Below are 14075 nucleotides of genomic sequence, written 5' to 3'. Positions count from 1 at the left end.
TCCCCGGAAAGCGTCGACGCGCTAGATCGGTGTTCTGCAAAAACTCATGACCGAGAGGTAGCGGCGGCGCTTTACCAGCAGTCGTCGCTAGCAAGCGAGAAGCAGCCAAGCTGCAGACTCGACTACCCAAGCAGTTCTTGGATCGGCGCTACCACCCTGGTTCGGTGCGTTGGTGACGGGACGAAACCGCTGCTTCTACGGTTACCAAGTTTCGACTTGCTTCGCACCGTCTACGTGGGCGCCCGTTACTCCTTATCGAGACTCCGGCAACCCCCTCTCCAGCCTCGGACAAACCCACTCCACAAACGCCCGCACCCTTGGCGATAGCTGCAAGGCGTGCGGGTAGACGAGCTGGATCGGCAGGTCCTTCGGTTCGTAATCCTTAAGCACTCTTACCAAACGACCATCGGCCAGTTCATCGGCGACCTGGTAGTGCAGCAGGCGGGTGATGCCCAGGCCTTGCACGCAGGCCAGGCTGGCGGTGCGGATCTGGTTGCAGGTCAGGCGTGGGGTGATTTCTTCGGCCTGTTCTTTCTCGCCGTGGCGGTAGTACCAGTGGCGACCCTGGGCGGCGAACAGGATGCAGGCGTGGTCCTCCAGCGCCGCCGGGGTGTCGATGGCGGGGGCGGTGCTCAGGTAGTCGGGGCTGGCGCAGGTGACCAGCCGGGTGCTGCCGATCTGTCGGGCGACCATTGCCGAGTCGGGCAGGTGGCCGATGCGCAGGGCGAGGTCGAGGCGTTCGTCCAGCAGCGGGACGATCTGGTCGTTCAGGTTCAGCTCCACCTGTACCTGCGGGTGCTCCTTGAGAAAGACATTCACCAGAGGCGCCAGGTAGCGCTGGCCGAACTCCACCGGGGCGGTTAGGCGCAGCAGGCCGCGGACGTCGCCGTCCTGCGCGTCCAGGCGCTGCTCGATGTCGGCAAACTCGGCAAGCATGCGCCGGCTCCAGGCCAGGTACTCGGCACCCTCGTCGGTCAGGGCCATGCGCCGCGTGCTGCGGTTGAGCAGGCGCACACCTAGGTGGCGCTCCAGCGCGGCCAGCGAGCGCACCACCGATGCCACGGACTGGCCGCTGGCGTCGGCCGCCGCGCTCAGGCTGCCGTTGTCGACGATCCTCACGAAATTGGCCATCGCCTTGAGCTTGTCCATTGCCACCTTCGATTTGTGCGATTGCTGTAGGGGTGTTGTCAGGTCCGCGGCATAGCTGGGATGCGCAGGGCGGCGGACACTGTCCTGGACCGACGACTTCCGGAGTTTCGCACATGAACCCACCATCCAGCCCCGCTCGTATCCTCGCCTACGACCACATCGGCATCCGCGTCAGCGACCGCTGCCGCGCCATGGCCTTCTACCAGGCGCTGGGCTTCGTCGAGAGCGCCAGCTTCCCGCTGTTCGAGGCCAACGAGATGCTCAGCCCGGACGGCGTGCGCATCAATCTGATCTTCAACGGCGCGCGTACCCGCGACGCGCACAATGTACTGCTGGATGCGCCGGTCAAGCGCCCGGGCATGACCCATCCGGCGTTCATCGTCGATGACCTCCAGGCGCTGCAGCGCTGGCTGGGCGAGGAGGGCATCGCCATCACCGAAGGGCCGCACCCCATCGGCCCGCGTCGGGTCGCGCTGTTCATCCGCGACCCGGACGGCAACGTTCTGGAGTTCAATCAGCTCGTCAGAGGAGATGCGCAATGAAACTGTATGACCTGGGCCCATCCGGCAACTGCTACAAGGTGCGGCTGTTCGCGGCGCTGGCCGACATCGAGCTGGAGCGGGTAGCGGTTGATTTCCCCAATGGTGCGCACAAGAAGCCGCCGCTGTCCGAGCTGAACCCGCTGGGGCAGTTGCCGATTCTGGATGATGGCGGGCATATCGTCCGCGACTCGCAGGCCATTCTGGTCTACCTCGCCGGTACTTTCGGCGGCCTGGCCTGGTGGCCGGAGCACGCCCGCGGGCAGGCCGAGATCGTGCAGTGGCTGTCCTTCGCCGCCAACGAGATCCAGCACAGCCTGTGCGCGGCGCGGCTGGTGGAGAAGTTCGGCTATCCGCTGGACAAGGAAGCGGCGCTGGCGAAGGCACCAACGGTGCTCGGGGTGCTCGATGCGCATCTGCAAGCCAACGATTGGCTGGCGATGGGGCGGCCGACCATCGCCGATTGCGCCGTCTACCCCTACGTGGTGCTGGCGCCGGAAGGCAGCGTCGACCTCGGCCCGTATGGCAACGTGGCACGCTGGATGACCCGCATCGAAAGCCTACCCGGCTACGTGAAGCCCTGAGGGCGCCGCTGCGACACGCAGGCGGCCCGGCAAACCGCCGGGTCGCCTTGCCCGCCGTGGTGTCAGAAGCTGATCACCGTCTTCAGGCCGAACACCACCACGTCTTCCGCCTCGTCGAAGCCGCCCGGCCGGTGGAAGTACTGGACGTTTGGCGTCAGCGAAACCGCAGGTATCAGCGCCACGCGGTAGTACAGCTCGGCGGGGTATTCCACGTCCGGCACCGGCTCGCCCTGTTCGCGCAGGCGCTTGCGCGCGTCGTCGTTGATTTCCAGGCGGCCGAGGCCGAGGCCGAGTTCGTCATCCGGGCGCGAGGCGAAGGGCGCGGAGAGGCTGCCGCCCACCTGCCAGATGCGCTCGATATAGGTCACGTCCGGGTCGGACTGGATGAAGTTGGCAAACAGCTTCAACCGTCGCGCCGGCAGCGCCGCGCTCTGCCAGACCTGCTGTTCGGCCATCAGGTAGCCGCCCGTGGCGTGGTCGTGCTCGGCCGCCGCGGCACCTGAAAGCGACATGGGCCGGCCGGCACCGTCGCGGTAGAGGTCTTCGAAGTCACCGGTGTTGCGCCACAGGCCGAGCCGATAGGCGCCGGGTTGCCCGCCCAGGGTTGGCGTCCAGCCGAGTTCGGCGACCGCGTGGTAGCCGGTGGTGCCCGACGGGCTGCCGAAGTTCAGGCCCTGCTCACGCTCGGTGAAGCGCGGGTTGACCTGGTAAAGCGCAGTCTGCAACGACCATTCTTCGTTCAGCTGGTAGCGCGCGGTAGCGCCCCATTGGCTGATCGGCCAGGTGTACCAGTTGGGCGTGACGTAGCCGGGCACCGTGCCGCAGAAGCCGAGGTTCTGGAACGGGCAGGCGAAGGGGTAGATGTCCCCGCTCATGGGCAGCCGGCCGAGCTTGATCAGCAGGCGGTCATCGAGCAGCGCCTGCTGGTAATAGAACTGCACCAGCCGGGTGGTGCTGCCATAGCCGTAGATTTCCTGCGGCTGCAGCAGCACGCCGAGGTCGGCTTCGGCGTTGAGGTTCTCGCCGTTGCGGTTGACTACCGTGAAATGAAAGCCGGCGCCGGACCAGCCCAGCAGTTTGTCCAGGTCCAGCGCGGCGTCGAACATCACCTGGTCGGCGTAGGTGCCGGTGTGGTCATCGCCGCCCTGCGTGTTCCAGGCCAGCTCGTTGACGTAGGTGATCTGCAGGTCGACGCCGGCCTCATGCAGGCGGGTGCGGTTGCCGTTCCAGTCGCCGAACAGGAACTGATCGGGTGAATACTCGGCCGCTTGGGCAGAAGTGAACAGGCAGGCGGCGAGAAGGCCGCTGCCGAAGCGCAGGCTTGTTGTCATTGTTCTGATCCTTCGGATGTGACGATGCGCAAGTGCCGCGAATAGCGTTAGGTGCAAGGCCTATGGCATGAACGGTATTCGCAAGCGCTTGTGCTCATGGGGCATTACCTGTGGCTCGGTAACGGTGGCTGCGTTGGCGGTTCCACCGAGTTGAAAGCCCGAACCGGTCGTGACTGAAGGCTGTCGCCGGCACGTTCCATCACTTGGGTTCGGGCTCAGCCAAACTCGACCGCTTCTCGGTGTTACCGGCTAAGCGGTCGGTTTGGCGTTGAAGGACTAGTGCCCTCCGCCCGACTTCACGCCGTCATGCGCTTGCCGGCGAACGAAGTGACGAATGCTTTCCAGCTCGGCATCGGTCAAATCCGGGAACTTGGGCATGCCGTTGGCGAGCAACGCCCCACCGCGCACAACACGCTCAAAGGCTTTTTCGTTGCCCGAGAGCAGGATTGGCGATTCCCGCAGATCGGGCGCTTTCATCCCCGCAACCGCGCCGGCGCCATGGCAGCCGACACAGAGGTTTTCCGCAAAAGCGCCCGCGCCGGCTTCCGCTTTCTTGGCGTCGACCTTGAAGTTCTCGTCGATGATGGGCTTGGCCAGTTGCGGTGCAGGCTGTTTGGGGATGACCGCTTTTCCGTCGAGCGAGAAGGTCATGATCCGGCGTTCATGCACCCCGTATTTCCAGCCATGGCTTTCGAAACCCAGCTCACCGTTGCCGCCGAAGTTGGAGGCCAGCGCCCCACCCGGGCCGACCAGCAGGGACACCATCTGCTTGCCGTCCAGCTTGTAGGTAATCGGTGGCGCGGAGATGCCAAGGCCTACGTCGTAGGACCAGAGCTCGTCGCCGGTGCGCGCATCGTAGGCCTTGAACAGGCCGTCAGGCTGACCCTGGAAAACCAGGTTGCCGGCCGTGGTCAGGGTGCCGCCACCCCATGGGCTCTTCTGGTTGACTTGCCACACACGCTCGTTCTTGACCGGGTCCCAGGCCTGCAACGAACCGCGAGTTTCATGCGGGTCTTTGGTCAACTCCCATCCGGTCAGGCCCAGATAGAGTTTGTGGCTCGCCATCTTGTGGCCAGGCTTCGTGTTCTTGCCGTCGTCCTTGAAGGTATTGCCCAGATGGTTGGTGGGGATAAAGGCAAGATTCAACTCGGGGTTATAGGACATCGCGTGCCACGAGTGAGCGCCGAAGGCCGAGGGGTAGATGTTCTTCTCGCCATCGGGGTATCTGGCGTCCTTGGCGACAATATGGCGTTGCTCTTTCAGGTCGTAGCGGGGTGACCAGTTGGCGTCGGCAAATTTCTCGGCCGACAGTACCTTGCCGTTCGAGCGGTCGATTGTGTAGAAGAAGCCGTTCTTTGGCGCATGCAATACGGCGTCAACATCCTTGCCATCGATTTTCAGGTCGGCCAGCACGATGTCCATGTTCGAGTTGTAGTCCCAGGTATCGCCGGGCGCCGTCTGGACGTGCCATTTGTACTTGCCGGTATCCGCATCTACCGCCACGACCGAACACAGGAACAGGTTGTCGCCGCCCTCCGGGCTGCGTACCTTGATGTTCCATGGGCCACCGTTGCCGGTGCCAAAGATGAGCTGGTTGTACTTGGCGTCGTACGTCCAGCCGTGCCAGGCATTGCCGCCGCCGCCGTTTTCCCACCACCGGCCGCTCCAGGTTTTGGCCGCCATTGCCTGAGCAGGGTCCTCGAACCCATCGGCAGGGTTGCCGGGCACGATATAGAAGCGCCAGATCTGTTTGCCGGTTTCGGCATCGTAAGCAGTTACATAACCGCGCATCGGGCCGAGTTCCGTTCCGCCGTTACCGACAAATACCTTGCCATCGAAGGCCTTGGGATGGCCGGTGATATTCAACGGCTGGTCGTGATCGAAGGTTCGGGTTTGCCAGACTTCCTTGCCGTCTTTTCGGTTGATCGCGATCAGGCGGCCATCCCAGGTGGCGATGAACAACTTGTCGCCATAAGTCGAAAGGCCGCGGCTATGTTTCCAGAAGACCTTCTTCATGTTGTTGTCGAGAATTTCTTTGGAAACCTGCGGATCATATTCCCAGAGCTTCTTGCCGGTGCGGGCATCGAATGCGCGCGTTCTGTTCATTTCGCCCACGTAATACATGACGCCATCGACGACCAGGGGCGTCCCGACCATATCGGATCGGTCCGGAAGAGGGGCGTACCATTCGGGCTTCAGCTGGCTGACGTTTTCTACATTGATATCTTTCAGGGGGCTGAACCGCTGTTCGGAGTGTGTGCGTCCATAAGCCAGCCAGTCAGCAGTGTTTGATTCATCAGACAGTTCTTTGTCGGTAATCATCCTGTCTGATGCATACAATGGCGCAGTTGCAAAAAGCGAAGCCGCCATTAACACAGGTACCCTTAGAGTTGGTCGTCTTGATTTCATTTTTATTATTACCTTGTTTAGGGTTGTTCAGCGCTTCCGGCATGCGTCAAGCGAGCATCTACCGGTAGTGTTTTTAAAACGTGTTTACTCCCTGATGTTCGGCGCTGTTCGGCCGAAGGGCTGGATACCGCGCTGGTCGCGCAGACGCACTTTGGGCGGGGCGGTGGTGGGGTAGCTCATGGTGTTGCCTCCGATGCATGGCCAGGCCGGATGGCTGACCGTGTTGTTGTTCAAAGCAAGGGGGAGGGGGGACCGGCGACCGCGCTTGCGGTCGGGCACGGCAAAGGGCGGGCGCCGAGCTGCAGACCTTGCCAGGCCAGAACGCGCTGATAACGGTCGGCCAATGACTCGGCCTCGCTCCACGCGGCCGGCAGTCGCTCGCTGAGAGCCAGATGGCTGTCGGCGTGGCAGCGGAGGTCGTTGGCGCAGGCGTGATAGAAGCGGTTGACGACATCGGCCATGGGCTCGCGCCAGTCCTCCATCAGCACAGCCGCATGAGCGAGCACTGCTGGGCGGCCGTCGCAGCTGCGCCGCCAGCGCTGCGCGGTGCCGGCCAGCTTGCGGCCCTCCAGCGTCAGGTTGAAGCGGCCGTCGCAAAAGGCGCCTGGAACCGCGCCGACTCCTGCCCGCAGACCATGTTCGGCGAGCCATAGCGCCAGGGGATCGAGCAGGCGCTCGTAGGCGACGACGATGCGCTTGCCGGTCTCCTCGCTGACCGGCATGGTGCAGGCCAGCGCGATGTTGAGCACCGCCGATGATTGCGGCACCGGCTCGCCGCCGGTGTCGCGCAGCAGGATCGGCCAGCCCTGCGCCGCGCAGCGTTGGCTGGCCAGGGCGAAACCAGGGCGGCGCTCGAAGCTGCCGGGCATCACCAGTGCCTGGCCGGTGGGGCGCCAGAGCAGCAGCTGGCAGTCGAACAGTCCGTCACAGACGCGCTGCAGCAAGGCCCGCTCGGCATTCAGGCCGGCGCCTACGCTGAACCGAGCGATGCCGTTCATGCCGCGTACCCCTCGATGCGCCGACAGAGATCATCGAGAAATTCAGCCGCGGGTGAGCCGTTGACAGCGCGGTGATCGAAGGTCAGCGACAGGCCCATCCACTCGACTTCCACCAGTTCGCCGCTCGGCCCGAGTTCCAGCCGCCGCTGGATGCCACCGACCCCGAGGATAGCCACCTGCGGCGGATTGAGGATCGGCGTGAAGTGGTGCACCCGCGACAGTCCCAGGTTGGAGACGGTAAAGGTGGCGCCGGTCAGCTCCTTGACCGACAGCTTTCCGGTCTGGGCCTTGTCCACCAGCGCCTTGCGCGCCTGGGACAGGCTTTCGCCGTCCAGTTGTTCGGCATTGAACAGCGCCGGGGCGACCAGCAGATCGCCCGGCAGTGGAATGGCGAGGCCCAGATGCACCGCCGCGTGCTGGTGGATCACCTCTTCTTCCAGCGTGGCATTAAGGCTGGGGTGGGCCTGCAGCGTCTCGATCACCTTGAGCAGCAACAGGTCCTGCACGGACACCGCGCTGCCCTCGGCCTTCAGCTCGGCGCGACGGGTCTTCAGCGCATCCAGCCGGCATTCGCTGTGGTGGGTCAGCTGCGCGGTGGTCTGCAGGCTTTCGTGCATCTTCGCCGCGATCATCTTGCGCATGCCCTTGAGCGGCACCCGTTCGGAAGCGCGCTCGGGCAGGATTTCCAGTCGAGTCATGGCTATTCCACCTGGCCGATGACCGCACCCTTGGCGATCACCGCGTCTTCTTCCTCGATGATCTTCAGCACGCCGGCAGCCGGCGCCTCGATCTCGAACTGGGCCTTTTCCGACATGATCTCGGCAACCAGGTCACCGGCGGCAACTTCGGCGCCGTCGCTCACCAGCCAGGAGGTGATAACCGCTTCGGCGTCGCCTTCCCAGAGGTCGTCTGCGATCACGATGGGGGTTGGGTTACTCATGGGGTCATTCCTTGTTCAGGGCGTGATAGGCGGCCACGATCTTGTCCGCATTGGGCAGCGCCCATTGCTCCATGACCGGGGTGAAGGGGATGGGGATGTCGGGGAAGGCCACCCGTTGCGGGCGTGCCTTGAGCATGCCGATGTCGTGCTCGACCACGCTGGCGATGATCTCGCCGCTGACGCCGAAGCTGTGGTAGTCCTCGTCGATCACGATCAGCCGGCCGGTCTTGCGCACCGAGGCGATGACGTGTTCGCGGTCCAGCGGCACCAGGCTGCGCAGGTCGATGACCTCCGCGCTGACGCCGTCCTTCTCCAGCTGCGTGGCGGCGCGCAGGGCGTGATGCACCCCGGCGCCGAGGCTGACCAGGCTGACGTCTCGGCCCTCGCGCACCGTCTTCGCCTTACCGATCTCGACGATGTAGGGCTCTTCCGGCACCGGCACCGTGGCGCCTTTCTCGGTGCCCAGCCAGCCCATGCCCTGCAGCGCCTTGTGGAAGAGGTAGACCACCGGGTTGTCATCGCGGATGGCCGCGGTCATCAGGCCCTTGGCGTCGTAGGCGTTGCTCGGCACCACCACCTTCATGCCCGGCAGGTGGGCGAAGGTGCCGTAGAGGCACTGCGAATGCTGGGCGGCGTCCGAGTAGCCGGCACCGGTGGAGGCCATCAGCACCATCGGCACTGGCACCTTGCCGCCGGAGAAGTAGGTGTTCTTGGCCATCAGGTTGTAGATGGCGTCCATGCAGACGCCGAAGAAGTCGACGAACATCAGCTCGACGATCGGCCGCATGCCGTCCGAAGCGGCGCCCACCGCGGCACCGATGAAGGCCGTTTCGGAGATCGGCGTGTCGCGGATGCGCGCCTTGCCGAACTCTTCATAAAGGCCACGGGTGTTGCCGAACACACCGCCGAGCTGGCCGATGTCCTCGCCCATCACGAACACCTTCGGGTCCAGGCGCATCTCCTGCGCCACGGCTTCGGCCATGGCGCGGGCGACGGTGAGTTTTCTTTCCTTTACTGCTGTGGTCATGGTGGTCTCCTGCTCAGCCGGCCAGCGTGCTGGGGCTGACGATGATCTTGACGTTGCGGTCCTTGTGGTTGGCCAGTTCTTCGAAGCCCTGCTCGAGGATGTTGTCCAGGCCGATGCGGCCGGTGATCAGCGGGGTGACGTCCATCCGGCCGTCGCTGATCAGGGCGATGACATCGGCGAACTCCCCTGCATAGGCGAGCGAGCCGATCACCTGTTTCTCGGTGGCGACGATCTCGAAGAAGTTGAATTCCGAGGGCTCCTCGAAGATGCCCACCATCACGCAGCGCCCGGCCTTGCGGATCACGTCGATGGCGAGCTTGGCGGTGGCCTTGTGGCCGATGCACTCGAAGGAGGTGTCGGCGCCGTAGCCGCCGGTGAGCGCCTTGATCTCGGCGATGGCGTCGCACTCGCTGGGGTCGATGACCCGCGTGGCGCCGACTTCCAGGGCCTTGGCCTTGCGCGCGGCGGACATTTCCAGGGCGATCACCTGGCCGGCGCCGGCGGCCTTGGCGCACATGATGGTGCACAGGCCGATGGTGCCGGCGCCGACCACCACCACCGTCTCGCCGAGCAGGCTGCCGGCCTTCTTCACCGCGTGCATGCCCACTGCCAGGGGCTCGATCAGCGCGCCGGCTTCCAGCGGAAAGCCTTCAGGCAGGCGGTAGAGCAGCTCGGCGGGTACGTTCACCAGTTCGGCGAAGGCGCCGTTGTTCATTAGGCCCGTGAAGGCCAGCTGCTCGCAGAGGTTGTACTGGCCGGTCTTACAGAAACGGCACTGGCCGCAGTGCTGGCAGGCGTCGGCGGCGACCTTGTCGCCCGGCGCATAGCCCTCGACGCCTTCGCCCAGGGCGACGATCTCGCCGCAGAACTCGTGGCCGAGAATGCACTGGCCCTTGATGCCGGTGAGCGGGTGGGGCGCATCCACCGGGATGAAGACCGGGCCGGCGAGGTACTCGTGCAGGTCGGAACCGCAGATGCCGCACCAGTGCACGCGAATCTGCACCCAGCCCGGTTGCGGTGCGCCGGGCAGCGGCACCTGCTCCAGGCGGATGTCCTTGCGGCCGTGCCAGACGGCGGCGGTCATGGTGGCTTGGCTGTTCATGGGGTGTTCCTCGTGTTATTCGGATCGGTTCACACGAACACTTGCTCGAGCGCCTCTTCCGGGCGCGGGTAGGGACTTTCACGGGCGAACTCGATCGCTTCGTCGATACGGCCGCGGGCACGCGCGGCAATGTCCTCGGCCTGCGCCTCGGTCATCACGCCTTCGTCGATCAGGCGCTGGCGGTAGCCGGGAATGGGGTCCTTTTTCATCAGGCCGTCCTTCTCGCCTTCGGGACGGTAGGTTTCGCCATCGCCCATGAAGTGGCCGGCCAGGCGATAGGTCTCGATCTCGATGAGGGTCGGGCCGCCACCGGCGCGGGCGCGCTCGATGGCTTCACCGGCCGCGCGGAACACGCCGTCCGGGTCGTTGTTCTCGACGAACACACCGGGCATGCCGTAGGCCGCGGCGCGCACGTGGTGCTGCTTGATGCAGGTGGCGCTGGCCTTGGCCACCGAGATGCCCCAGGCGTTGTCCTCGATGACGAACACCACCGGCAGCTTCCACAGCGCGGCGAGGTTCAGCGTTTCGTGGAAGGCGCCCTGGTTGGCTGCACCCTCGCCGATGAAGGACACCGCCACCCCGGGCTTGCCCTGCATCTGCCGCGACAATGCGGCGCCGACGGCCGGCCCCATGCCTTCGGCGATGATCCCCGAGCAGGAGAAATTCACCCGGCCATCGAACAGGTGCATGTGCCCGCCGCGGCCGCCGGAAAGCCCGGTGGCCTTGCCGAATATCTCGGCCATCATCTCGTTGAGGTCGACGCCCTTGGCCACGGCGATGTGGTGCGGGCGGTGGGTGGCGGTGACGATGTCCGCGGCCTGGAGGTGCGCACAGACGCCCACCGCGCAGGGCTCCTGGCCGTTGGAGAGGTGCATCTCGCCGGGAATCGGCCCCTTGGCCATGTTGAACACCGGCGTCTTGCCTTCCATGTAGATGCGCTCGATGGATTCCTCCATGTAGCGGCTGGTCAGCATCTGCTCGTACATCCACAGGCGCTGCGAGTTGTTGGGCTGGGTCATGGTCGACTCCCTTGTAGTGGTGGTCAGATCGCGCGTTCGTTGAGGAGCCGGCCGATCTGCTCGGCCTGGCGCAGGGCCAGCGCGACGATGGTGAGGGTGGGGTTCTGGCCGCCGCTGGTGGTGAACTGGCTGCCGTCGGAAACGAACAGGTTGGGGATGTCGTGGCTCTGGCCCCACTTGTCCACCACGCCGTCACGGGCCTTGGCGCTCATGCGGTTGGTGCCCATGTTGTGGCTGGCCGGGTAGGGCGGCAGCTCAATCACGTCAGTGGCGCCGGCGGCCTCGTAACACTTGGCGGTGGCGGCGACGCCGTGCTTGCGCATGGCGGCATCCATGGGGTGATCGCTCTTGGTCACCACCGGGATCGGCAGGCCGTACTGGTCCTTCTCGGTGCCGTGCAGGGTGATGCGGTTGCTTTCCAGCGGCAGGTCTTCGCCGCACAGCCAGACGCCGGACATGTGGTTGTACTTTTCCATCCGCGAGGCGAACTGGCGGCCCCAGCCCTTGGGCGTCGGGTCGAGGAAGGCGGACAGGAACGGCAGGCCGAGGGCGAGGATTTCCAGGCGGTAACCGCCGACGAAACCGCGCGACGGATCGTTGTACGACTCGTCGGAGATCACCCCGGCGCAGGTGGTGCCGCGGTGCATGTTCACCGGCTTGGGCATCACGGCGAAGATGCCCGCAGTGGTGTGGGTCATGTAGTTCCTGCCGACCTGGCCGGAGGAGTTGGCCAACCCGTCGGGGAACATCGAGGAAGCGGAGTTGAGCAGCAGGCGCGGCGACTCGATGGAGTTGCCCGCCACGCAGACCACCCGGGCCTTCTGCCGCTGGATGGTGCCCTGGGCGTCGGCGTAGACCACGCCGTTCACCTTGCCCTTGGCGTCGTGTTCGATGCGCAGCACCATCGACTGCGACCGCACCTCGCAATACCCACTGGCTTCGGCGCGGGGAATGTCGGTGTAGAGCGTCGACCACTTCGCGCCCATCTTGCAGCCCTGCATGCAGAAGCCGATCTGCTGGCAGGCGGCGCGGTCGTCGTAGGGCTCGGTGTTGATCGCCATCGGCCCGGAGAGGATCTCCTTGTAGCCGACCCGCTTGGCGCCGGTGGCCAGCACCTTGAAGGAGTTGTGCCAGGGGTGATAGGCCATGCCGGTGCTGGGGCCGGTCACGCCCATGTGCTTCTCGGCCTTCTCGTACCAGGGCGCCATTTCTTCCAGGGTCACCGGCCAGTCCAGCAGGTTGGCCCCGGCGATGTCGCCGTTGATGCTCCGCATCCTGAATTCGAAATCACGGAAGCGCAGGGCGATGCCGGCCCAGTGCACGGTGCTGCCGCCGACGCCCTTGACGATCCAGGCCGGCAGGTTGGGGTTGTTCTCGGCCAGGTGCCAGTCGCCGGCGGCGATGCGCTTGTCGAGCCAGGAGATCTTCTTGAACATCGCCCACTCGTCGTTCTCGATGTCCTCCAGCGTGTGGCGCTTGCCCGCCTCGAGCACCACGCTGCGAATCTTCTGTTTGGCCAGCGCGTTGGCCAGCGTGCCGCCGCCAGCGCCGGAGCCGATGATCACCACGACGCCATCGTCGTCCTGGGCAAAAGTTGCCATGGGGTATCCCTCTCTTGTTCTTGTTGTCGGCGCCGCGAGGCGCCCTGGCTCAGAGCCAGTTGAGATCGTCGAAGCCGCGGTTGACGTAGCCGCCGTATTCCCACGACGAGCCCTCGTAGCCGAACAGCGGGAATAGCGTCTTGTTGTCGTACAGGCCGAACATCAGGCTGCTGCGCACCGCCTTGAAGAACGGGGTGTTCTCGATGTCGCTGAGCAGCGCCACGCGTTCGGCTTCGTCCAGCTGTTCGAAGCGCTTGCCGTGGGCCTTGCGTGCCTGCCGCTGCAGCTCGTCGAGCCCGCCGCCGATCAGCGCCGGCTCCTGTTCCGCCAGGTCGAGCAGGGGCTGTACGTAGTGGCGATCGCTGATGAAATCGTGGGGGAAGATGTCGCGACCCATGCGCAGCAGGCCGTCAGGCAGTTCCGCCTGCCGCTCCTCGGCGAGCAGGTTCACCGGGATCAACTGGCTCAGGCTCAACGCCAGCAGCGACTGGCTGGACAGAGAAAGAAAACGTCGACGGTTTAGCGTGCCGTGCGGACGAGCTGAATCGTGCATGACAGTAGCTCCTGATTATTACCAACAGCGCTGAGGGGAGCAGGCGGCTGGCGATCTTGTTATGCGAAGAGTTTGTTCCGCACAGGGTGATCAGCAGGGGTCATGCCAACTTTCATGTATGAATCTTTATTTAGCTATATGTTTGAAATTAAAGGATTTATATTGTTTGAATTGGATGGCCGTAACGGTGGTGTAACGCAAGTTGCGCTTTACACCTGTAAAGCGTTGTAAAGCGCTTTACAACGTGCGGCTAAGGATGGTCTGAAAAAGACTTCCCGAATCTGGTGAAATACGCCGATCCCGTTGCCCGAGTTTCCCGATGAAGCAAATGACCTTCGCCGACGCCGAGTACGCCGGCAAGCGCAAACAGACCCGTAAAGAGCTGTTCCTGGTCGAGATGGATCAGGTGGTGCCGTGGAAGGGTTTGATTGCCTTGATCGAGCCGCATTACCCCAAGGGTGAAGGTGGTCGTCCGGCGTATCCGCTGATGGCGATGCTGCGCGTACATTTGATGCAGAACTGGTTTGGCTACAGCGACCCGGCGATGGAGGAAGCGCTGTACGAGACGACCATCCTGCGCCAGTTTGCCGGGTTGAGGCTGGAGCGCATTCCCGACGAAACCACCATCCTCAACTTCCGCCGCCTGCTGGAGAAACACGAACTGGCTGCCGGTATCCTGGCCGTCATCAATGGCTATCTCGGTGACCGCGGTCTGTCGCTGCGTCAGGGCACTATCGTCGATGCTACGTTGATCCATGCACCCAGTTCGACCAAGAACAAGGACGGCAAGCGCGACCCGGAGATGCACCAGACCAAGAAGGGT

13 protein-coding genes and 1 pseudogene are annotated in these 14075 nt (G+C 64.2%); 3 read left to right on the top strand and 11 right to left on the bottom strand.

The features are described 5' to 3' along the window. Positions 1 to 252: 252 nt before the first annotated feature. Entirely contained in the window at positions 253 to 1149 is an 897-nt protein-coding gene (locus HZR81_RS17580; protein WP_482738697.1) for a LysR family transcriptional regulator, read from the bottom strand. Positions 1150 to 1262: 113 nt separating this feature from the next. Between HZR81_RS17580 and HZR81_RS17575 the strand changes: the two genes are divergently transcribed. Then, positions 1263 to 1691: a VOC family protein gene (locus HZR81_RS17575; RefSeq protein WP_500128843.1), complete on the top strand. Its 429-nt coding sequence runs from the start codon at positions 1263 to 1265 to the stop codon at positions 1689 to 1691. Continuing rightward, positions 1688 to 2272: a glutathione S-transferase family protein gene (locus HZR81_RS17570; RefSeq protein WP_500128842.1), complete on the top strand. Its 585-nt coding sequence runs from the start codon at positions 1688 to 1690 to the stop codon at positions 2270 to 2272. The genes HZR81_RS17575 and HZR81_RS17570 overlap by 4 nt, the downstream gene beginning before the upstream one ends. 62 nt (positions 2273 to 2334) lie before the next feature. On the opposite strand, the gene HZR81_RS17565 is transcribed toward HZR81_RS17570, so the two are convergent. The 10 genes from HZR81_RS17565 to HZR81_RS17520 form a co-directional block, all read right to left on the bottom strand. After that, positions 2335 to 3603, bottom strand: coding sequence for a carbohydrate porin (locus HZR81_RS17565; protein ID WP_500128841.1), 1269 nt, complete (start codon positions 3601 to 3603; stop codon positions 2335 to 2337). 276 nt (positions 3604 to 3879) lie between these two features. Beyond that, positions 3880 to 5925 carry a PQQ-dependent dehydrogenase, methanol/ethanol family gene (locus HZR81_RS17560; RefSeq protein WP_476477993.1) on the bottom strand — a complete coding sequence of 682 codons (2046 nt, stop codon included), beginning with the start codon at positions 5923 to 5925 and terminating at the stop codon, positions 3880 to 3882. Positions 5926 to 6242: 317 nt separating this feature from the next. Then, positions 6243 to 7010: a lipoate--protein ligase family protein gene (locus tag HZR81_RS17555; RefSeq protein ID WP_285361273.1), complete on the bottom strand. Its 768-nt coding sequence runs from the start codon at positions 7008 to 7010 to the stop codon at positions 6243 to 6245. Further along, positions 7007 to 7708, bottom strand: a complete 702-nt coding sequence (locus HZR81_RS17550; protein ID WP_110776322.1) for a 2-oxo acid dehydrogenase subunit E2 — start codon at positions 7706 to 7708, stop codon at positions 7007 to 7009. Before HZR81_RS17550 ends, HZR81_RS17555 begins: the two co-directional genes overlap by 4 nt. Before the next feature lie 2 nt (positions 7709 to 7710). Continuing rightward, the gene (locus HZR81_RS17545) at positions 7711 to 7950 is read right to left on the bottom strand and encodes a lipoyl domain-containing protein (RefSeq protein WP_500128840.1); all 240 of its coding nucleotides are present in this window, start codon (positions 7948 to 7950) and stop codon (positions 7711 to 7713) included. Positions 7951 to 7954: 4 nt separating this feature from the next. Then, positions 7955 to 8977 carry an alpha-ketoacid dehydrogenase subunit beta gene (locus HZR81_RS17540; RefSeq protein WP_279647825.1) on the bottom strand — a complete coding sequence of 341 codons (1023 nt, stop codon included), beginning with the start codon at positions 8975 to 8977 and terminating at the stop codon, positions 7955 to 7957. A gap of 13 nt (positions 8978 to 8990) precedes the next feature. Continuing rightward, positions 8991 to 10061, bottom strand: coding sequence for a 2,3-butanediol dehydrogenase (locus HZR81_RS17535; protein WP_500128876.1), 1071 nt, complete (start codon positions 10059 to 10061; stop codon positions 8991 to 8993). A gap of 47 nt (positions 10062 to 10108) precedes the next feature. Beyond that, the gene (locus HZR81_RS17530; RefSeq protein WP_500128839.1) at positions 10109 to 11098 is read right to left on the bottom strand and encodes a thiamine pyrophosphate-dependent dehydrogenase E1 component subunit alpha; all 990 of its coding nucleotides are present in this window, start codon (positions 11096 to 11098) and stop codon (positions 10109 to 10111) included. 23 nt (positions 11099 to 11121) lie between these two features. After that, entirely contained in the window at positions 11122 to 12699 is a 1578-nt protein-coding gene (locus HZR81_RS17525; protein ID WP_500128838.1) for a GMC family oxidoreductase, read from the bottom strand. 49 nt (positions 12700 to 12748) lie between these two features. Further along, positions 12749 to 13252, bottom strand: coding sequence for a gluconate 2-dehydrogenase subunit 3 family protein (locus HZR81_RS17520; RefSeq protein ID WP_048329608.1), 504 nt, complete (start codon positions 13250 to 13252; stop codon positions 12749 to 12751). Between the two features lie 319 nt (positions 13253 to 13571). Here HZR81_RS17520 and HZR81_RS17515 point away from each other — a divergent pair. Continuing rightward, positions 13572 to 14075: pseudogene (locus HZR81_RS17515) on the top strand (IS5-like element ISPst5 family transposase); the annotation flags it as partial.

The sequence above is a fragment of the Pseudomonas sp. LM13 genome (assembly GCF_041381355.1).
Taxonomy (GTDB): domain Bacteria; phylum Pseudomonadota; class Gammaproteobacteria; order Pseudomonadales; family Pseudomonadaceae; genus Stutzerimonas; species Stutzerimonas frequens.
This window is presented reverse-complemented; position numbering and strand designations above follow the sequence as displayed.